Source organism: Pseudomonas versuta, from assembly GCF_001294575.1.
GTDB lineage: Bacteria > Pseudomonadota > Gammaproteobacteria > Pseudomonadales > Pseudomonadaceae > Aquipseudomonas > Aquipseudomonas versuta.
In genome coordinates this window covers 3,166,230-3,185,655 of sequence record NZ_CP012676.1, presented here as the reverse complement: position 1 = coordinate 3,185,655, position 19,426 = coordinate 3,166,230, and the positions used below count along the sequence as shown (strand labels likewise).

Annotated in this window: 16 protein-coding genes; 7 read left to right on the top strand and 9 right to left on the bottom strand. The window is 58.9% G+C overall.

Annotated features, from left to right (window positions below; all coding sequences use genetic code 11):
- The first annotated feature begins 93 nt into the window (after window positions 1–93).
- The gene (locus tag AOC04_RS14215; protein WP_060694399.1) at window positions 94–1,413 is read left to right on the top strand and encodes an MFS transporter; all 1,320 of its coding nucleotides are present in this window, start codon (window positions 94–96) and stop codon (window positions 1,411–1,413) included.
- Between the two features lie 84 nt (window positions 1,414–1,497).
- On the opposite strand, the gene AOC04_RS14210 is transcribed toward AOC04_RS14215, so the two are convergent.
- The 4 genes from AOC04_RS14210 to flgA all read right to left on the bottom strand — a co-directional run bounded on the left by AOC04_RS14210 (window position 1,498) and on the right by flgA (window position 4,074).
- Window positions 1,498–2,235: a flagellar brake protein gene (locus AOC04_RS14210; protein WP_060694397.1), complete on the bottom strand. Its 738-nt coding sequence runs from the start codon at window positions 2,233–2,235 to the stop codon at window positions 1,498–1,500.
- A gap of 92 nt (window positions 2,236–2,327) precedes the next feature.
- Window positions 2,328–2,795, bottom strand: coding sequence for a flagella synthesis protein FlgN (locus AOC04_RS14205; protein WP_060694395.1), 468 nt, complete (start codon window positions 2,793–2,795; stop codon window positions 2,328–2,330).
- A gap of 50 nt (window positions 2,796–2,845) precedes the next feature.
- Window positions 2,846–3,172: a flagellar biosynthesis anti-sigma factor FlgM gene (gene flgM / locus AOC04_RS14200; RefSeq protein WP_060694394.1), complete on the bottom strand. Its 327-nt coding sequence runs from the start codon at window positions 3,170–3,172 to the stop codon at window positions 2,846–2,848.
- A gap of 149 nt (window positions 3,173–3,321) precedes the next feature.
- On the bottom strand, window positions 3,322–4,074 hold the full coding sequence (gene flgA, locus AOC04_RS14195; RefSeq protein ID WP_060694392.1) for a flagellar basal body P-ring formation chaperone FlgA: 753 nt from the start codon (window positions 4,072–4,074) through the stop codon (window positions 3,322–3,324).
- Window positions 4,075–4,150: 76 nt separating this feature from the next.
- Between flgA and AOC04_RS14190 the strand changes: the two genes are divergently transcribed.
- From AOC04_RS14190 to flgE, 6 genes are all read left to right on the top strand, one after another.
- Window positions 4,151–5,113 carry a chemotaxis protein CheV gene (locus AOC04_RS14190; RefSeq protein ID WP_060694391.1) on the top strand — a complete coding sequence of 321 codons (963 nt, stop codon included), beginning with the start codon at window positions 4,151–4,153 and terminating at the stop codon, window positions 5,111–5,113.
- 13 nt (window positions 5,114–5,126) lie between these two features.
- Window positions 5,127–5,954, top strand: coding sequence for a protein-glutamate O-methyltransferase CheR (cheR, locus tag AOC04_RS14185; RefSeq protein ID WP_060694389.1), 828 nt, complete (start codon window positions 5,127–5,129; stop codon window positions 5,952–5,954).
- A 304-nt stretch (window positions 5,955–6,258) separates the two neighbouring features.
- On the top strand, window positions 6,259–6,666 hold the full coding sequence (gene flgB / locus AOC04_RS14180; protein WP_060694387.1) for a flagellar basal body rod protein FlgB: 408 nt from the start codon (window positions 6,259–6,261) through the stop codon (window positions 6,664–6,666).
- Between the two features lie 3 nt (window positions 6,667–6,669).
- Window positions 6,670–7,113: a flagellar basal body rod protein FlgC gene (flgC, locus tag AOC04_RS14175; RefSeq protein WP_060694385.1), complete on the top strand. Its 444-nt coding sequence runs from the start codon at window positions 6,670–6,672 to the stop codon at window positions 7,111–7,113.
- A gap of 15 nt (window positions 7,114–7,128) precedes the next feature.
- A complete protein-coding gene (flgD, locus tag AOC04_RS14170) occupies window positions 7,129–7,854 on the top strand; it encodes a flagellar hook assembly protein FlgD (RefSeq protein WP_060694383.1) in 726 nt (241 codons plus the stop codon).
- A 20-nt stretch (window positions 7,855–7,874) separates the two neighbouring features.
- Complete coding sequence (flgE, locus tag AOC04_RS14165) at window positions 7,875–9,203, top strand: flagellar hook protein FlgE (RefSeq protein WP_060694381.1); 1,329 nt, start codon at window positions 7,875–7,877, stop codon at window positions 9,201–9,203.
- Window positions 9,204–9,378: 175 nt separating this feature from the next.
- Here the strand turns inward: flgE and codA are convergent, their stop codons facing one another.
- The 5 genes from codA to bglX all read right to left on the bottom strand — a co-directional run bounded on the left by codA (window position 9,379) and on the right by bglX (window position 19,395).
- A complete protein-coding gene (gene codA, locus AOC04_RS14160) occupies window positions 9,379–10,620 on the bottom strand; it encodes a cytosine deaminase (RefSeq protein WP_060694378.1) in 1,242 nt (413 codons plus the stop codon).
- Entirely contained in the window at window positions 10,617–11,840 is a 1,224-nt protein-coding gene (locus AOC04_RS14155) for a PucR family transcriptional regulator (protein ID WP_060694376.1), read from the bottom strand. The genes codA and AOC04_RS14155 overlap by 4 nt, the downstream gene beginning before the upstream one ends.
- Window positions 11,837–13,102, bottom strand: coding sequence for a cytosine permease (codB, locus tag AOC04_RS14150; protein WP_060694373.1), 1,266 nt, complete (start codon window positions 13,100–13,102; stop codon window positions 11,837–11,839). Before codB ends, AOC04_RS14155 begins: the two co-directional genes overlap by 4 nt.
- A gap of 429 nt (window positions 13,103–13,531) precedes the next feature.
- Window positions 13,532–16,405 (bottom strand): ribonucleoside-diphosphate reductase subunit alpha, encoded by a 2,874-nt coding sequence (locus tag AOC04_RS14145; RefSeq protein WP_060694371.1) that lies wholly within the window; start codon window positions 16,403–16,405, stop codon window positions 13,532–13,534.
- 698 nt (window positions 16,406–17,103) lie between these two features.
- Window positions 17,104–19,395 carry a beta-glucosidase BglX gene (gene bglX / locus AOC04_RS14140; protein WP_060694368.1) on the bottom strand — a complete coding sequence of 764 codons (2,292 nt, stop codon included), beginning with the start codon at window positions 19,393–19,395 and terminating at the stop codon, window positions 17,104–17,106.
- Between the last annotated feature and the right edge of the window lie 31 nt (window positions 19,396–19,426).

The window sequence follows — 19,426 nt, the reverse complement described above, 5'->3', positions numbered from 1 at the left end:
GCTTCAGTGCCCGTCGGCATGAGCGTTTGACACTGTGGACGCCGGCTATCGAAGGATCGCCGGCGGCCCGTACAAGGAGTCGCACGGAACGCCATGCATCAAATCTGGAAGTCTTTTCGAGCCTTGTATTTTGCCTCGCTGATGATGTTGATCGGCTCCGGGCTATTGAGTACTTACCTGGCCCTGCGCCTGGCTGCCGACGATGTCGATGGCTTGTGGATCGGCGCGTTGATGGCCGCCAACTATTTTGGCCTGGTGCTGGGCGGCAAGATCGGCCACCGGCTGATTGCCCGGGTTGGACATATCCGGGCGTATGCCACGTGCGCCGGTATCGTCGGGGCGGCGGTGCTGTGCCATGGTCTGACGGACTGGCTGCCGATGTGGCTACTGCTGCGGGTGATCGTCGGCCTGGGCATGATGTGCCAGTACATGGTCATCGAAAGCTGGCTTAACGAGCAGGCAGAGGACAAGCAGCGTGGCGTGGTGTTCAGCCTGTACATGATCGCCTCCTACCTGGGCCTGGTGCTCGGCCAGCTGATACTGGTGATTCACCCGGCCCTGGGCCCTGAACTGCTGATGCTGGTAGCCTTGTGTTTTGCCTTGTGCCTGGTGCCTGTGGCCATGACCCGGCGCATTCACCCGGCGCCGTTGCACCCGGCACCGATGGACCCGAAATTTTTTATCAAGCGGGTTCCGCAGTCTTTGATTGCGGTGCTTGGCGCCGGTTCGCTGGTCGGTTCCTTCTATGGCCTGGCGCCGTTGTATGCGTCGCAGCAAGGGCTGTCCACCGAACTGGTCGGCTTGTACATGGGCTGCTGCATTTTCGCCGGTCTGCTGGTGCAGTGGCCGTTGGGCTGGTTGTCGGACCGTTATGACCGGCCGTTACTGATCCGTATCTTTGCTTTCATCCTGGCGGTGGTTTCATTGCCCCTAGCAATCTTGCCCTCCGTGCCGCTGCAAGTATTGTTCGCAGCAGGCTGCTTGAGTGCTTTGGTGCAGTTCTGTATCTATCCGCTGGCGGTGGCGTTTGCCAACGACCACATTGAAGGTGAGCGCCGCGTTTCGCTGACCGCCATGTTGCTGGTGACCTACGGCATTGGCGCGAGTATCGGCCCATTGGTGACCGGCGTGCTGATGAAGCTGTTTGGCAGCCATATGCTCTACGCGTTTTTCAGCGTGGCGGGGTTATTGCTGGTTTGGCGCATACGGCCGAATGCGGTCACCAACTTGCACCAGGTTGACGATGCACCTCTGCATCACGTGGCCATGCCTGACAGCATGTCCAGCTCTCCGCTGGTGGCAGCGCTTGACCCGCGGGTGGATGAACAGGTGGTGCAGGACCAGATGGTGGATAACATCGCGCCGGAGCCTGAAGCTGAGCATTCAGAGCCTGAAATCAAGCCAGAGCCCTGACCTGCAGGCGCGAGCTTGACTGTAGGAGCGAGCTTGCACGCGAGCTCTTCAACGAGAGAGCAAAAAGCTCGCTCCTACAGGTTTCTAATAGTCGTCTTTATCAAACTGGCGCGCTTCACGCTGCAATTGATACACAAAGCGTTCGACCTGGCGCTGCACACCACCGCTGATGTTGTGAAAGCGCATGCCGGCAAAGGTGATATTGAGGTGTTCCTCGAAGTGCAGGTAGCGCAACTCCACGGGCGTGGTCATGGAACCGAAGGGCAGGGCTGCACTGAAGCGCTCATACACCTGGCCCAGTTGCATGCATTCGCCGATGTCACCTTCAAAGCGCAACTTGCAGCCAGTGGCCGATACGTCCAGCAACTTGCCCTGGAGCGGTGCCTTGAGCTTTTCGCCGGCCACTTGCACATTGACCAGATTGACCAGTTTGAGCGCTGCACGAAAGGCGTTGCGCCGCTGGTGGTACAGCACTTCGCCCGGCAGGGCCGTGCGGTAGCAACGGTGGCCCTGGGTGTCGTCGATGGTCAGGCGGGTGCTGCATTCCCAGGCAATTCTTACGCCCTCATGGAAGCCTTCAACCCGAAACGGTACGCCCTCCTGAAGAAAACGTTCGCCATCGCGGGGGATCATTTCGTCCAGGGCCATGCAATTGCCTGCGCGATCCACTTCGACGACATAGCTCTGAAAGCGCTGGCTGCGGTCTTGGAAGGTAATGATCAGCGGGTCATGGCTCTCTTGCAGCAGGCGCAGGCTGGAGGACACTTCCAGAGGTGTGGTGAGCACCTTGGGTAGCTGCGGAGCATCTTGGGAATCGAACACGGTTCAGCAGTCTCCGGACAAAAGAACAGCAACACGCAATTGGTAGCATTTTGCCATTATGTGGCGAGTCTAGATAGCGTGACCGTGCCGGCTCAGGCCTGGCTGTAAGCGCGGGGCTTGTTGAGCATTGAGGTTGAGCCGCGCGCGTCATACAGCGAAGGCGCTTCGCCGCCATGCAGGATGCGCAATTGATTGGCGGTGATCGCCTGTTGAGTCTGGATCGATTGGCCATTCACCAGGTTGGCGGCCTGACACTGCGCCAGCAATTGGTTCAGCACATCGCTTTGCGCCAGTAATTGCTCGCCTACGCTGGAATGGCTGGCAAGGCTTTCAAGGCCGCTGCGGTTGGTGGGCAAGCCCAGGCTTGCCAGTATCTCGCTGCGTCGGCGGCCATGTTGCTCAAGCAGGATGATCAACGACTGTTTGCGCGCCAGAATTTTTTCCAGCACCGGCATGTCGCGTCCTTTAAGGGCGATGGACTCGTCCTGCAACAGGCCGAGCAGCTGCGTGGCCGGTGCCAGGTCATCGTTGATCAGTTGCAGCAAATTTTCGTCGTGCATGTCGGGCTCAAGGGTTTTAAGCGTCCAAAAGCCTGGCACTGGCCGTGGGCCTAGCGCTGAGCTTCTATATTCAGCAGTTTGCCGGCGACACGATTGCTGTCGACTTTATAACTGCCATCGGCAATGGCTTGCTTCAGTTCGGCGACCCGGTTTTTATCCACCACCGGTTGGTCACGCAACGAGTCACCGATTTTCTGCAACTGTTGAGCTTCTTGGCTGAGGTGCACAGATTCACCGCTTGGGGCGCTGACACTGGTTTGTTCCGGGCTGGCTGCAGGGGCCGCTTGCGTGGCGCTGCCTGCTTGCTGGTTGGCATTGCTGCGGGTGCTGCCGGTTAGGGGCGGGGCACTGTTGAGTCGACTGAAGTCGATGACCATGACGAAAACCTCTGGATATTTGGACGCTTGCCATGTTTTCGGCCATACCCGGGAAAACTTTAGGCGCGATTAATCACGGCTTGATGCTTGTCTGTACTGACCTGCGTCAAGGCACAGTGTAGGAAAGTCACCCAACTATGCCAATTTTCCTACAGTGCCACCTCAACCTGCCCCGGCGCGGTAACCCGGGCCCGGATGATGCGTTTGGAGTTGAGGTTCTTCACCCGGATCTGCTCGCTGAGGCCACCGTCTGACAGGGCTTCGCCGGGCATCTTGACACTTAATGTGCCGCTACGGGCGCTGATGACTACGTGATCGCCTTTGCGTACGGCAGCAGCCTGTTCCAGATGGGTCAGGGTCAGCACCTGGTCAGCGACCATGGGCCGCAGCAGCTTTTGACCCACTGCCAGCTCGGTCGCGGTCAGGTAACCCTGGTTGATCAGGCTGATATCGCGCTCGCGCAGGGTGACATCGGCGTAGTCGATAACCATGCCGCGCTGCAGGGGATGGGTCACGGTGACGACATCGCGGAACAGTTTGACCTGGGCCGGAACAAAGATGGTCCAGGGCGAGAGCCCCTCGCAACGCACGCGCACAATCACGCGCCCCATGGGCTGGGCAGGGCTCTCGAGGCTGGCTGTCAATTCCTTGTCGCAATTGGCCAGGCGCAGGCGGGGATCAAGATTGTTGACCTGAATTTGATAGCGGCCTTCAATCTGACCAGTGGCAAGGTAGTCTTCGACGGTGAATTCAAGAAAGCCCTGGGTCACGCCGATAAGCTGATCAGGAGATGTGAATTCCTCCGCGTAGGACGGCATGCCGATAATCGTCAGGCACAAGGCCGCAAGCAGTCTGAAATAGCTGTGTGACACGTGGCAGGATTTTGTCGTTTTTGCGTTCATGGCAGATAAATAGCAAAGCCCGTGCCGTTTGCCGGGCAATGTGTGTCGTAACTTAAAGTTTTAACAGGAGCTGTGTATGGCCGGAGTGATGGATGCGGTTAACCAGCGCACTCAACTGGTAGGGCAAAACCGCCTTGAACTGTTGTTGTTTCGTCTGGACGGGCCACAGCTATACGGGATCAACGTGTTCAAAGTCAGGGAGGTGCTGCAATGCCCAAAACTGACAATGATGCCCAAATCCCATCCGGTGGTATGCGGTGTGGCGAGCATTCGCGGGGCGACTATTCCGATTCTCGATCTGGCGATGGCTACCGGTTCGGGGGCGCTGCAGGACCAAAGCAGCCCGTTTGTCATCATTACCGAGTACAACACCAAGACTCAGGGCTTTTTGGTGCGCTCGGTCGAGCGTATCGTCAACATGAATTGGGAAGACATTCATCCGCCGCCCAAAGGTGCCGGTCGCGACCATTACTTGACGGCCGTGACGCGGCTGGATGAGCAACTGGTCGAGATCATCGATGTGGAAAAGGTCCTGGCTGAAGTTTCGCCTACCCCGGAAGCCATTTCACAGGGTGTCGTGGATGTCGAGACTCAAGCCAAAGCGCTGTCTTTACGGGTGCTGACGGTTGATGATTCGTCGGTGGCACGTAAACAGGTTGCCCGTTGCCTGCAAACGGTCGGGGTCGAGGTGGTATCACTGAACGACGGCCGTCAGGCGCTGGATTACCTGCGCAAAATGGTAGATGAGGGTAAAGACCCGTCTGAAGAGTTTCTGATGATGATCTCGGACATCGAGATGCCGGAAATGGACGGCTACACCCTGACCGCCGAAATTCGTAACGATCCACGCATGAAAAATCTGCACATCATTCTGCATACTTCATTGTCCGGCGTATTCAATCAGGCAATGGTCAAGAAAGTCGGTGCCGATGACTTTCTGGCCAAGTTTCGCCCTGATGACCTGGCATCCCGGGTCGTTGACCGGATCAACGCAGCAGACCATAGCCAGGGTTCACCCCTGGCGGTCAACACGATTTAAGAGGCTTGATCATTTGTCGACGGCTAATTTGGATTTTCAACAGTTCCGGGTTTTCCTGGAAAAAGCCTGTGGCATTTTGCTGGGTGAGAACAAGCAGTACCTGGTCTCCAGTCGCCTCAACAAGCTGATGGAGCAGCAAGGGATCAAATCCTTGGGCGAGCTGATTCAGCGTATTCAGAGCCAGCCCCGCAGCGGGCTGCGCGAGCAGGTGGTCGATGCCATGACCACCAATGAAACCCTGTGGTTTCGCGACACCTATCCCTTTGAGGTGCTGAAGAACAAAGTCCTGCCCGAGCAGATCAAGGCCAACCCCGGCCAGCGCCTGCGTATCTGGTCGGCGGCCTGTTCTTCGGGGCAGGAACCGTACTCGCTGTCGATGGCGATTGACGAGTTCGAGCGCAGCAACCTTGGCCAGTTGAAGCTGGGCGTGCAGATTGTTGCCACCGACCTGTCCAGTTTGATGCTCAACACTTGCAGAACGGGCGAATACGACAACCTGGCGATTGGCCGCGGTCTGTCGCAAGAGCGTTTGCAACGCTATTTCGAGCCCAAGGGGCCGGGGCGCTGGGTACTCAAGACGGCGATCAGAAATCGGGTCGAGTTCCGCTCCTTCAACCTGCTGGACAGCTACGCCGGGTTTGGCAAATTCGACATCGTGTTCTGTCGGAACGTGCTGATCTACTTTTCGGCTGAAGTGAAGAAAGACATCTTGCTGCGCATTCACAGCACCTTGAAACCGGGTGGTTATCTGTTTTTGGGCGCCTCCGAAGCGCTCAATGGCTTGCCGGATCATTACCGGATGGTGCAATGCAGCCCGGGGATTATTTACCAGGCCAAGTAGGCAAAACAGGAGCCCTCATACGGCTCCTTTTTTATGTCCGCCAATCTTTCCCTGTAGGAGCGAGCTTTTCAGTGGCCGCAACAGCTCGCGAGCAAGCTCGCTCCTACATGGGGAGGGGCGGTCAGGGGGGCGGCAGAAAAGCGGCAGTCGGCGGTCAGGCATTGCCGCTTTTATGGCATTGCCGCTCCCCGCATCCCTGCAAACCCCGCCAATACGGCTCTCGAGTAATTGGCACGGGGTTTGCTCAGTTCATGTCATGAAAAGCCTGAATCACATTCAGGTCAGCCCACAAAGGTTTCCCGACATGAGCATCAGCTTCGATAAAGCGCTCGGTATCCACGAACAGGCCCTGGGCTTTCGCGCACAGCGTGCCGAAGTGCTGGCGAACAACATTGCCAATGCCGACACCCCGAACTACAAGGCCCGGGACCTGGATTTTGCTTCTGTGCTCGCCGCACAGAGTGACAAAAACCAGAACGGCACGTTTGCATTGAACAAGACCAACAGCCGGCACATCGAAGCCCAGGGCCTGAGCAGCGGCGACGAGTCCCTGCAGTACCGTGTGCCGATGCAGCCGTCGATCGACCAGAACACGGTGGACGCGCAACTGGAGCAGTCGAACTACGCAGAAAATGCGGTCAACTTCCAGGCCAGCTTCACCTTGCTCAACAGCAAATTCAAAGGGCTGATGTCAGCCCTGCGCGGGGAGTAATTCATGTCTCTAGCCAGTGTTTTCAATATCGCCGGTAGCGGCATGAGTGCACAGACCACGCGCCTGAACACCGTCGCCAGTAACATCGCCAACGCCGAGACCGTGTCGTCGAGCATCGACCAGACTTACCGCGCACGGCACCCGGTGTTTGCCACCATGTTTCAGGGCGCGCAAAACGGCACCGACGGCTCGCTGTTTCAGAACCAGGACGGCGCCGGCAACGGTGTGCAAGTACTGGGCGTGGTCGAGGACCAGAGCGAACTCCAGGCCCGTTATGAACCTAACCATCCTTCTGCCGACGCCAAGGGCTACGTGTACTACCCCAACGTCAATGTGGTTGAAGAAATGGCTGACATGATTTCTGCCAGCCGTTCGTTCCAGACCAACGCGGAAATGATGAACACCGCCAAAACCATGATGCAGAAGGTCCTGACCCTCGGTCAGTGATAAGGGACGACGCAAATGAGTGTGACCGATTCCACCAGCGGCCTGACCCTGAATCAGGTACTCGCCAACTCTGCTCAGGCCAAGACCACCGACACCAGTCTGGCCGGGGCGTCCAAGGCCGTTGCCGGCAGCAGTTCTCTGGGCAAGGATTCATTCCTGCAATTGCTGGTGACCCAGCTGAAAAACCAGAACCCGCTGGACCCCCAGGACAACACTGCGTTCGTGGCGCAACTGGCGCAGTTCAGCAGCCTGGAAGGCATCACCACGCTCAACGATTCGGTGAACTCCATCACAGGTGGCCTGCAGTCTTCGCAAGCCTTGCAGGCGTCGTCGCTGGTGGGCCGTTCGGTGATCGTGCAAACCGGCGAAGCCTATGTCGACCCTTCCAGCGGCAAACCGTTTAACGGTTCCGTGGTGGTACAGGACGCCGATTCCAAACCCACCATCACCATTACCGATGCGGACGGTGAGGTGGTCAGGACCCTCGACCTGGGCACCCAGAAAGCCGGTAATGTGGACTTCACCTGGGATGGCAAGGATAGCGACGGCCTGTTGCTGGACAAGGGCAACTATACCTTTACCGCCTCCAGCAAAACCGACACTGCCACCACCGCGCTCACTACTTACCTGCCAGCCACGGTCAATAGCGTGACCCTGAGCAAGACCGGGGGCGAAATCATGCTCAACCTCGCAGGCCTGGGCAGCATTGGAATATCCAAAGTCCAGACCATTGGCCTCTAAGCCGACTCAAGGAGATAAACATGTCATTCAATATCGGCCTTAGCGGCCTGTATGCGGCCAACAAGCAACTCGACGTTACCGGCAACAACATTGCCAACGTCGCGACCACCGGTTTTAAAGCATCGCGCGCAGAGTTCGCGGACATCTACTCGGCCAGCAAGCTGGGGACCGGCAGCAAGACGGTCGGCAGCGGCGTCAACCTGGCGGCGGTCTCGCAAAATTTCGGTCAGGGGGCGATCAATAACACCGGCAACCTGCTGGACATGGGCATTTCGGGCAGCGGCTTCTTCGTGCTCAGTGACAATGGCGCCTTGAGCTACACCCGTGCCGGTACTTTCAAGTCCGACAAGGACGGTTACGTGACCAGCACTGACGGCACGGCGCGCCTGCAGGGCTATGGCGTGGATGCAAACGGCAATATCGTCAACGGCACCTTGACCGACCTGCGCATCGATACCTCCAACCTGGCGCCCAAGCCGACCGGCTCGGTGCAGTCCACGATCAACCTGAACTCCAACGCCGACACGATTGATCAGGTCGCGAACAAGTTCGACCCAGGCGAGACCGCCAGCTACAGCAAAAAATTCAACACCACTGTTTACGATACCCAGGGCAACCCGCACCCGATGGATCAGTACATGGTGAAGACCGGTTCCAACACCTGGAAGACCTACACCCTGATTGACGGCCGCAACCCTGATGGCAGCCCGGTCAGTGGCACCGGGGCTAAAGACCCGGTGGCCTCGACCATGAGTTTTGATTCGACCGGTGCCCTGGTCAGCGTCACGACTCCGAACCCGGTTGCCGGCGAACCTGACATTATCGGCAGCACTTTGACTGTCGCGGACTGGATGCCGGGCGCCACCGTCAATGGTGCATGGGTGTCCAACGGCGCGAAGGCCAAAGACCTCGGTTTTGGCATCAACATGGCCAGTACCACCCAGTACAACACCGACACCTCGCGCAACCCGCCAACCCAGGACGGCTACGCGACCGGCCAGATCAACAACCTGACCATCGATGGTTCGGGCGTGATGTTCGCCAACTTCAGCAACAACCAGAGCCGTGCCATTGGCCAGATCTCGCTGGCCAGCTTCACCAACGAGCAAGGCCTGCAGCCTGCGGGCGGTACAGCCTGGAAAGAGACTTTCGCTTCCGGCCTGGCCGGTTACGATGCGCCGAAGGTGGGTACCCTGGGTTCCATCCAGTCCAACTCGCTGGAAGATTCCAACGTTAACCTGACCAGTGAGCTGGTGGACCTGATCAAGGCGCAGAGCAACTACCAGGCGAACGCCAAAACCATCTCGACCCAAAGCACCATCATGCAGACCATTATCCAGATGACCTGATAGCGGGCCGCACAATAAAAAAAGCCCCGGCACGCCAATGCCGGGGCTTTTTTGTTGTTGAAGCAGGCGGCTTCCTGATATTTGTGGGAGCCAGCTTGCTGGCGATGGCAGCGGTGCGGTATTGCAGCTGTACCGCGTCGTTTGTATCGCTGGCAAGCCAGCTCCCACAATGGCTTCAGGGTCTGTTGAATTCAACCCGCTCCGGCACCCGGGTCATCAGCACCTTGCCGGCCCGGATCGACACCCGGGCCTTGGCCTGGCGGCGTACGGCTTCGTAATCACTGTCGGCGTCCAGTACCACCAGGTTCGCCGGCCGGCCGACGGCAATGCCATAACCCTCGCCAAGGTTGAGGGTGCGGGCGCTGTTGTCGGTGACCAGGTCCAGGCAGCGTGCCAGGTCCTCGAACCCCATCATGTGGCAGATGTGCAAGCCCGCGTCCAGCACCCGCAAAATGTTGCCGTTACCCAGCGGGTACCAAGGGTCCTTGATCGAATCCTGGCCCAGACACACGTTCATCCCGGCGCGATCCAGTTCGGCCACGCGCGTCACTCCGCGGCGTTTTGGAAAGCTGTCAAAGCGCCCTTGCAGGTGAATGCTTTCGGTGGGGCACGAAACAAAATTGATCCCCGAAGCCTTGAGCAGGCGGAACAGTTTTGAGCAGTAGGCATTGTCGTAGGAGCCCATGGCCGTGGTATGGCTGGCGGTCACCCGGCTGCCCATGCCGCGGACCCGGGCCTCTTCGGCCAGCACTTCAAGAAAGCGCGAGTGCGGGTCGTCGGTTTCGTCGCAATGCACATCCACCAGGCAACCGGTGCGCTCAGCCAGGTCCATCAGGAACTTGATCGAGCTGACGCCTTGCTCGCGGGTGTTTTCAAAGTGCGGAATGCCACCGACCACATCGGCGCCCATCTCCACGGCGCGAGTCATCAGCTCGCGGCCGCCAGCGTAAGACTCGATACCTTCCTGGGGGAACGCCACAATTTGCAGGTCGATCAGCCCGCGTGCTTCTTCGCGGACTTCAAGCATCGCTTTGAGCGCGGCCAGCGTCGGGTCCGTTACGTCGACATGGGTGCGCACGTGCTGAATGCCATGCTCGGCCAGCATGCGGATGGTGGTGTGGGCGCGCTGTTTGGTGTCTTCGTGGGTGATGGTTTCCTTGCGCTGCGCCCAGCGCTCGATGCCTTCGAACAGCGTGCCGCTGAGGTTCCACTCGGGCTGGCCCGCAGTCAGGGCTGCATCCAGGTGGATATGCGGTTCAACCAGGGGCGCGATCAGCAATTGGCCTTGAGCGTCGATATCGCCCGCCTGCGCCATCACACGGGCGGACTGCAAGGTGATGGCGCTAATGCGCTCGCCTTCGCAGCTGACCGTATATAGGCCTGGAGTTTTACGTAGCGTGGCATTGATGATGTTCATGGTCGGTCCTGTCGTTGGGCTTCGGTCATGCGCCACACGAGGAGGGCAACCGAAGCATTCATTCTGAAAAGTGGGTCATCGAGCGATTGTCCGCTGTGCTGCTCGATGCGTTGTATCCGTTGGTTGATGGTGTTGCGGTGAATATTCAAGCGCCGGGCCGCCTGCAGGGCATTGCCGTTTTCCTGGAGCAGGGCGTCCAGGGTTTCAAGCAGGCTGTGGGGGTGTTTGCGACGGGGCTCGATCATGGGGCCCAGGGTCTGTTGCACGAATGCCTCGATCACCGAGCGTTCGCCAATGGCCTGTAACAGGCGCAGTACCCCCAGCTCACTGAAATCACAGAGACCGTTGGCCGGGCGCAGATTTTCTGCAACATCCAGTGCCTGACGTGCCTCGTTCAGTGCCTGATGGTAGTGCCCGCAATCCTCTGCCTTGCCCGCCACCCCCATGAACAGCGCCATGTCACCGATCATGGCATGCAAGTCGCGATACAGGCAGCCCAGCTCCGCGCGAATGGTATCGCGCTCGTTCAGGAGCAGGATGAACAGATCGCCCTGAACGATAACCGGCAGCGCGCGGGGCAGGGCACGGCTCCAGCTATCCAGATGATCCTGTACCGCCTGCCGCGTGTGTTGCAATAACCGTTCTGCCGCATCCGGTGCATGGTTGTCGAACAGCTCGCTGACGGCAGACAGCCGCAGTGCTACCAGGCGTCGCGGGCCGTCCAGAGGCAGTTTCAAATGCGCCGCGCGCTGGCGGGCGGTGGTCAGGCTCGGATAATCGCCGCTGAGCAACTGCGCCAGAATGTCGTGGCGCGAGCGCCGGGTCTGCGCCATTTGAACCAGCGCAGTGCCGATCAGGTGCGTGACAATCACCATCTTCAGCAGGTACGGCTGTTCGATCAGCGCCAGGCCATAATCCTCGCACAGCGCTATGACCGAGTCCGGAATGCGCTGAATAAAGGCATCCCCGGTCAGGATCACCAGCCCGGCAATGCCACTGGCGTCGCCTTCGTGCACCAGGCGCAGCAAGTTGGCCTCGTCCCGGGGATGGTTGATGCCGGTGACGAATACCAGTTCGCCGCCCATGACCCATTGCGCCAGGCCTTCGTTCTCGGCCACGTAGGGCCAGCGCACATTGCGTTGCAGGTTGCAGGCACCGGCGCGCAGGGTCATTTCTTCCAGGCCGGCCAGCCCCAGAATCTCTTCAACCGTGAGGCTCAAATGTCCTCCTGCACGACCGGCAGCACGGCGCGGGGGCGGCTGATTTCCAGCAGCAGGATGTAGCACACGGCAGAGGCGGCAATTCCCACCAGTGGTGCAATCCAGGGTGAGCAATAGGCCAGCAGTGCGCCGAAGGCATATGCGCTCAGGCCCGGCACGTTGTAGCGCGCCAGCTTCACACTGGCCAGCGCCGGGTATTTGCCGTGGTGGCGGTACCAGAAGTCGGCCATGATCACGCCACCGATGGGCGGGATGATGGACCCCAGCAGGACCAGAAACGGGATCAGCATTTCATACATGCCGCCAATGGCCAGCACCACGCCGACGGCAGCGGCGATCAGGGTCATGGTGCGGCGCCGTTCGCTGCGCACCAGGTGGCAGGCCGCCGCCGATACGTTGTAGATGGTCGGGCCCTGAATCGTCCACAGGTTCAGGCACAGCATGATTACCGCGGCGAACGACAAGCCCTGGAGCATCATCACGCTCACGATGTCGGCCTGCTGATAAACCATGGCGCACCATGCGCCGGCCACGATCATCAGGCCATTACCCAGCAGAAAACTGACGACGCTGGCGATGACGGCAATCCGCCCGGTGCGCGACAGCCGGGTCCAGTTGGTGGCTTGAGTCGCACCGCTGGCGAAGGTGCCGAAGACCATGGTGATGGCGGCCGAGAAGGTCATTGCTTCATGGGGGATTACCGCGGCCAGGCCCTTGAAGCCGCCGACATGGCGGGTGGCGATGTACATGGAAACGATCAACAGGATGAACATCAGCGGCACCGAGACGCGTGACAGTACATCCAGCCCTCTGTAGCCGATGATCGCGGTGATGCTGAAACCCAGCCCGAAAAACACCATCAGCGGCCATGTGAAGCCTTCAGCCAGGCCGAGCATTTTCACCAGCACGATGGCCACGGTGGCCGTGCCCCAGGCGAACCAGCCCAGTTCGGCAAAACCGAGCAGAAAGTCCGAGAGACGGCTGCCGACCTCGCCAAAGCAAAAGCGCCCCATCAATACCGTATTCAGGCCGCTGCGGGCGGCAATCAGCGCCAATGCGGCGGCATACAGGGCCAGCAGGCTGTTACCGATGGCGGCAATCCACAGCATGTCGACGAAGTTGAACGCCATGCCCAGTTTGCCGCCGGCGAACATGGTGCCGGTAAAGAACGTGAAGCTGAACAACACCATGGAAATCGATAGCAGCCCCTTGCGCGCAGAACGCGGGGCTTCGCTTAAAGGAAATTCGCCGGGTGCACTCATGTTGTATTTCTCCGCCTCGAATGGGTAGGGCCGTGGTCAGTGGCACCCTGGGGCTAGAGCAATAAGCGGGCCTGTTTTGGCCCGGGGTCTGAAACAGAAAAAAGCGGGCAGAGGGCATAACGCTCTATGTGCAGGTTGCACAGGTATTGAGGGGATTGGCGGGGAGGGATGTGCAGAGTGATTCATTTTGTAGCGCTGGCGCACCATTGTGGGTGCTTACAGCCATGTGGAAGATTCCATAGTTGAGGGGGGCCTCAACCAGCGTTGTAGGAGCGAGCTTGCTCGCGAGCTTTTTAAGCGCCGCAACGAAGAGCTCGCGAGCAAGCTCGCTCCTACACGGGATACGGGCCCACAAAACAAAACCCCCGCTAAACCCAACTGTTGCCAGGGTTTAACGGGGGTTTCGGTCAGGCCGTCTGACGGCTCAGCTTATTGGCAAGCTTCGCAATCCGGCTCGTCAATGGCGCAAGCCTTTGGCACCGGTGCAGGACCGGCAGGCGCTGCAACGACGTCTTCGCTGTTGTTGCCGTTGGACACGGCGTTGAGCTTGCCGGTGTTGACGGTGGACTTCTCGGTGCTGGTCGCGGCCAGGGCACGGAGGTAGTAAGTGGTTTTCAGACCACGGTACCAGGCCATGCGGTAGGTCACGTCCAGCTTCTTGCCCGAAGCGCCAGCGATGTACAGGTTCAGCGACTGAGCCTGGTCGATCCACTTCTGACGGCGGCTGGCGGCGTCAACGATCCACTTGGTGTCAACTTCGAACGCAGTGGCATACAGCTCTTTGAGCTCTTGCGGGATGCGCTCGATCTGCTGCACGGAACCGTCGTAGTACTTCAGGTCGTTGATCATGACCGAGTCCCACAGGTCGCGGGCCTTGAGGTCGCGAACCAGGTACGGGTTGATCACGGTGAATTCGCCCGAGAGGTTCGATTTCACGTACAGGTTCTGGTAAGTCGGTTCGATCGACTGCGATACGCCGGTGATGTTGGCGATGGTCGCGGTCGGTGCGATGGCCATGATGTTGGAGTTACGGATGCCTTTCTGAACACGGGCGCGAACCGGTGCCCAATCCAGGGATTCGTTCAGGTCAACGTCGATGTACTTCTGGCCGCGCTGTTCGATCAGGATCTGTTGCGAGTCCAGCGGCAGTACGCCTTTGGACCACAGCGAACCCTGGAAGGTCTCGTAAGCGCCACGCTCGTCAGCCAGGTCGCAGGACGCCTGGATTGCGAAGTAGCTGACCGCTTCCATCGACTTGTCGGCAAATTCCACGGCCGCTTGCGAGGCGTAAGGAATGTGCTGCAGGTACAGCGCGTCCTGGAAGCCCATGATCCCCAGGCCGACCGGACGGTGCTTGAAGTTCGAGTTGCGGGCTTGTGGCACCGAGTAGTAGTTGATGTCGATGACGTTATCGAGCATGCGTACGGCTACGTCGATGGTGCGCTTGAGCTTCTCGGTATCGAGCTTGCCGTCCTTGATGTGGTTCGGCAGGTTGATCGAGCCCAGGTTGCAGACCGCGATCTCGTCCTTGTTGGTGTTCAGGGTGATCTCGGTGCACAGGTTCGAGCTGTGGACCACGCCTACGTGCTGCTGCGGGCTGCGCAGGTTGCACGGGTCTTTGAAGGTCAGCCACGGGTGGCCGGTTTCAAACAGCATGGACAGCATTTTGCGCCACAGGTCTTTGGCCTGGATGGTCTTGAACAGCTTGATCTTGCCCGGGTACTGGGAGAGCGCTTCGTAGTACTCGTAACGCTCTTCGAAGGCCTTGCCGGTCAGGTCGTGCAGGTCCGGGACTTCGGATGGCGAGAACAGGGTCCACGGGCCGTCATCGAAGACGCGCTTCATGAACAGGTCAGGGATCCAGTTGGCGGTGTTCATGTCGTGGGTACGACGACGGTCATCACCGGTGTTCTTGCGCAGCTCGATGAACTCTTCGATGTCCATGTGCCAGGTTTCCAGGTAGGCACACACAGCGCCTTTGCGCTTGCCACCCTGGTTAACGGCTACGGCGGTGTCGTTCACTACTTTGAGGAACGGAACCACGCCCTGGGATTTGCCGTTGGTGCCCTTGATCCATGAACCCAGTGCACGTACCGGAGTCCAGTCGTTGCCCAGGCCACCGGCGAATTTGGACAACATGGCGTTGTCGTGGATCGCGTGGTAGATGCCCGACAGGTCGTCCGGCACGGTGGTCAGGTAGCAGCTGGACAGCTGCGGACGCTGGGTACCGGCGTTGAACAGGGTCGGAGTCGAAGCCATGTAGTCGAAGGACGACAACAGGTTGTAGAACTCGATGGCACGGTCTTCTTTTTGCTTCTCTTCGATCGCCAGGCCCATGGCCACGCGCATGAAGAAGATCTGCGGCAGTTCGAAACGCACGCCATCCTTGTGGATGAAGTAACGGTCGTACAGGGTTTGCAGGCCCAGGTAGGTGAACTGCTGATCGCGCTCGTGGTTGATCGCCTTGCCCAGTTTTTCCAGGTCAAAGGTCGCCAGAACCGGGTTCAGCAAATCGAACTCGATACCTTTGGCGATGTAGGCCGGCAGGGCTTTGGCGTACAGGTCGACCATCTCGTGGTGAGTCGCGCTTTCTGCCACTTCGAGGAAGCTCAAGCCTTCGGCACGCAGGGTGTCCATCAGCAGGCGAGCGGTTACGAAGGAGTAGTTCGGCTCACGCTCTACCAGGGTGCGGGCGGTCATCACCAGGGCGGTGTTGACGTCGCTCAGTGCTACGCCGTCGTAGAGGTTTTTCAGGGTTTCGCGCTGGATCAGGTCGCCGTCAACTTCGGCCAGGCCTTCGCAGGCTTCGGTGACGATGGTGTTCAGGCGGCCCATGTCCAGCGGCGCGAAAGTACCGTCAGCGCGGGTGATACGAATCGACGGGTGAGCCTGGACAGCGTCTTCGGCCGGGGCGCGGGTAGCACGCTCCTTGGAGCGGGCATCGCGGTAGATCACGTAGTCGCGAGCCACTTTTTGCTCGCCGGCGCGCATCAGGGCCAGTTCAACCTGGTCCTGGATTTCTTCGATGTGGATGGTGCCACCCGATGGCATGCGACGCTTGAAGGTTGCGGTGACTTGTTCAGTCAGGCGCGCAACAGTGTCGTGAATGCGGGACGAGGCGGCAGCTTTGCCACCCTCAACTGCGAGAAACGCTTTGGTGATGGCGACGGTGATCTTGTCATCAGTGTAAGGAACTACAGTCCCGTTACGTTTGATCACGCGCAATTGGCCTGGCGCGGTCGCAGACAGATCCAGATTTGAATCGGAACCCTGCGAGTTCTCGCGAGTTGTGTCGGTTTGCATGGGGGGGTGTCTCCACATTCTCTATGTTTGTTTGGGCACCTTTTGGGTGCCCACCGTTCCGTCCTGAAGCACTACAACCGGCGATCAAACCGGGCATAACAACCTCGGGACGTACAGAAAGGGGGGGTTAAGCCGCTTCCGTGCCGAAGTCATGGGTTTGCGCGTGCCGCCTCAAACCCTGGTCCTGATGGGTGACAGTATTTTTACTGCAACACCCGGGCCGCTTTCCGGCTTTTACGCTGGAAACCGGCTGCCATCCGCATGCGCGGTTTGGACTTTAATAACGTGTTTGCTCAAACCCGACAGGCGCGAGAAAAGGACTTGAAATTCTCGTTTGAGTTGTGTTGGGTTTTTGGCCATAAACCCTATATGTAGGGTTGTTTGGCGGAATAGATACAAGATATGCGTTTTGCTGAGTCTCTGCAACGTAGGATCTTGGCTTGAATCAATGCTGGTTTTGTGTATGAAAGCGTAAAAAACCGTGTAGGCCCCATGGGCTCGGCTTCAGACCGTTTGTCACCAAATTTGGCCGGAACAAACGGCCCGTACTGAATTTTGAGGGCGCGAACCCTACCATAAAAAACAGCGCTGTCCGAACGCATTTTCAGGCGAGTGCAAAGATAGGAAAGGTCAAGCGGATATTGGGGTTTTGCGACACCGCAAAGGCCTTGGGCGGCCTTTGCGGCAGATGCGGGAAATTACAACAATTGGAAGCTGTTTTGCTGCACGTTCTGCGAATCAAGGCCGATCAGCACCTCAAACTCTCCCGGCTCGGCGGCGTACTTCAATTGTGCGTTGTAGAACTTCAAGTCGTTCTCGTCGAGGGTGAACTGAACGATTTTCTGTTCTCCGGCCTTAAGCATGATTTTCTGGAAGTTCTTCAGCTCCTTGAGCGGACGGCTCATGGAGGCGGCGACATCATGCAGGTACAGCTGGACCACGGTTTCTCCATCGCGCTTGCCGGTGTTTTTCAGCGTCACGCTGGCAGTCAGTGATGCGCCCGGTTTCAGGGTTTTGGCGGACAGGCTGACATCGGACAGGCTGAAGTCGGTGTAGCTCAGGCCATAGCCAAACGGGTAGAGCGGGGTGTTGGCCTCGTCGAAGTACTGCGAGGTGTAGTTACCCGGCTTGCCCGGGGTGAAGGGGCGGCCAATGGTCAGGTGACTGTAGTAGGTCGGAATCTGCCCCACAGAGCGCGGGAAGGTGATGGGCAGCTTGCCGGACGGGTTGTAGTCGCCGAACAGGACATCAGCAATGGCATTGCCGCCTTCAGTGCCACTGAACCAGGTTTCCAGTACCGCATCCGCTTGTTGCTGTTGCAGGTCGATCGACAGCGGACGGCCATTCATCAGCACCAGCACCAACGGCTTGCCAGTGGCCTTGAGTGCAGTGATCAGGGCGCGCTGGCTGGCTGGAATGTCCAGACTGGTACGGCTTGACGATTCGTGGGACATGCCGCGCGATTCACCCACCACCGCCACCACGACATCGGCCTGCTGTGCAGCCTTGACCGCTTCGTCGATCATCTCCCGGGCCAGGCGCGGGTCGTTGGTTACTTCAGGGTTGTCGAAGTTCAGGAAGTTCAGGTAATCGACGATTTTCTGGTCGTCGGTGATGTTGGCGCCGCGGGCGTAAATCAGCGTGCCCTGCTGACCGAGCGCGTTGCGCATGCCGTCGAACACGGTGACAGATTGCGCCGGCTGACCATTGGCTGCCCAGCTTCCCATGATGTCGATCGGAGCCTTGGCCAGCGGACCGACCAACGCGATGCGGGCCTGTTTTTTCAGCGGCAGGGTTTCGCTCTGATTCTTCAGCAGGACCAGGCTCTTGCGTGCCACTTCGCGCGCTTCACTTCGGTGCAGGCGACTTTCGGCATTGGTGTCGGCCGGGTCATCCTGGGTCTTGCCGATACGCAGGTACGGGTCGGCAAACAGGCCCATGTCGTATTTGGCCCCGAGTACTTCACGCACCGCGTTGTCCAGATCGCTTTGCGGCACTTCGCCGGACTTCAGCAAACCCGGCAACTCTTCGCCATAGACCTTGTCGTTCATGCTCATGTCGATGCCGGCCTTGATTGCCAGCTTCGCGGCTTCGCGCCCGTCCTTGGCAACGCCGTGCCTGATCAGCTCGATAATCGCGCCATGGTCGCTGACGGCGACCCCTTTGAAGCCCCAGTCCTTGCGCAGCAGATCCTGCATCAACCACAGGTTGGCGGTGGCCGGGATGCCATTGATTGAATTCAACGCCACCATCACCCCGCCCGCACCGGCATCAATGGCGGCGCGGTAGGGTGGCAAGTAATCCTGGAACATGCGCACCGGGCTCATGTCGACAATGTTGTAGTCCCGGCCGCCTTCCACTGCGCCATACAGGGCGAAGTGCTTGACACTGGCCATGATATTGCTGGGCAGGGCAGGTGAAACGCCCTGATAGGCGTGGACCATGACTTTGGCAATGCGCGATACCAGGTAGGTGTCTTCGCCAAAACCTTCCGAGGTACGCCCCCAGCGCGGGTCACGGGCGATGTCGACCATCGGCGCGAATGTCAGGTCAATACCGTCGGCGCTGGCTTCCTTGGCGGCTACCCGGCCGCTCAGGGCGATGGCGTCCATGTCCCAGCTGGACGCAAGGGCCAGGCTGATGGGGAAAATGGTGCGATGGCCGTGAATCACGTCGTAGGCAAAAAACATCGGGATTTTCAGACGGCTGCGTTGAGCTGCATCTTGCATCGGGCGGTTTTCGGCGCGGGTGATCGAGTTGAACGTGCCGCCGATGCGGCCTGCGGCGATTTCCTTGCGGATCAGTTCGCGGGGCATTTCCGGGCCGATACTGATAAGGCGCAGTTGGCCGATCTTTTCATCGACCGTCATTTGTTTGAGCAGATCAGCCACAAATACATCTTTGGGCGGGAGCGGTGCCGGCGGGTTCTGGGCTAAAACCGAGTGGCTGGCCAGACTAAGGGCCAAGCCCAGCAAATACATATTTCTCATGACATTCTTCTACGCGGCCGCTCTCTTAAAG

What these genes read in the sequence shown, in the direction of transcription:
- AOC04_RS14215 (WP_060694399.1), top strand. Translation starts at nt 94, where the DNA reads ATGCATCAAATCTGGAAGTCTTTTCGAGCCTTGTATTTTGCCTCGCTG.
- AOC04_RS14205 (WP_060694395.1), bottom strand. Translation starts at nt 2,795, where the DNA reads ATGCACGACGAAAATTTGCTGCAACTGATCAACGATGACCTGGCACCG.
- flgM (WP_060694394.1), bottom strand. Translation starts at nt 3,172, where the DNA reads ATGGTCATCGACTTCAGTCGACTCAACAGTGCCCCGCCCCTAACCGGC.
- flgA (WP_060694392.1), bottom strand. Translation starts at nt 4,074, where the DNA reads ATGAACGCAAAAACGACAAAATCCTGCCACGTGTCACACAGCTATTTC.
- AOC04_RS14190 (WP_060694391.1), top strand. Translation starts at nt 4,151, where the DNA reads ATGGCCGGAGTGATGGATGCGGTTAACCAGCGCACTCAACTGGTAGGG.
- flgB (WP_060694387.1), top strand. Translation starts at nt 6,259, where the DNA reads ATGAGCATCAGCTTCGATAAAGCGCTCGGTATCCACGAACAGGCCCTG.
- flgC (WP_060694385.1), top strand. Translation starts at nt 6,670, where the DNA reads ATGTCTCTAGCCAGTGTTTTCAATATCGCCGGTAGCGGCATGAGTGCA.
- flgD (WP_060694383.1), top strand. Translation starts at nt 7,129, where the DNA reads ATGAGTGTGACCGATTCCACCAGCGGCCTGACCCTGAATCAGGTACTC.
- flgE (WP_060694381.1), top strand. Translation starts at nt 7,875, where the DNA reads ATGTCATTCAATATCGGCCTTAGCGGCCTGTATGCGGCCAACAAGCAA.
- codA (WP_060694378.1), bottom strand. Translation starts at nt 10,620, where the DNA reads ATGAACATCATCAATGCCACGCTACGTAAAACTCCAGGCCTATATACG.
- codB (WP_060694373.1), bottom strand. Translation starts at nt 13,102, where the DNA reads ATGAGTGCACCCGGCGAATTTCCTTTAAGCGAAGCCCCGCGTTCTGCG.
- AOC04_RS14145 (WP_060694371.1), bottom strand. Translation starts at nt 16,405, where the DNA reads ATGCAAACCGACACAACTCGCGAGAACTCGCAGGGTTCCGATTCAAAT.
- bglX (WP_060694368.1), bottom strand. Translation starts at nt 19,395, where the DNA reads ATGAGAAATATGTATTTGCTGGGCTTGGCCCTTAGTCTGGCCAGCCAC.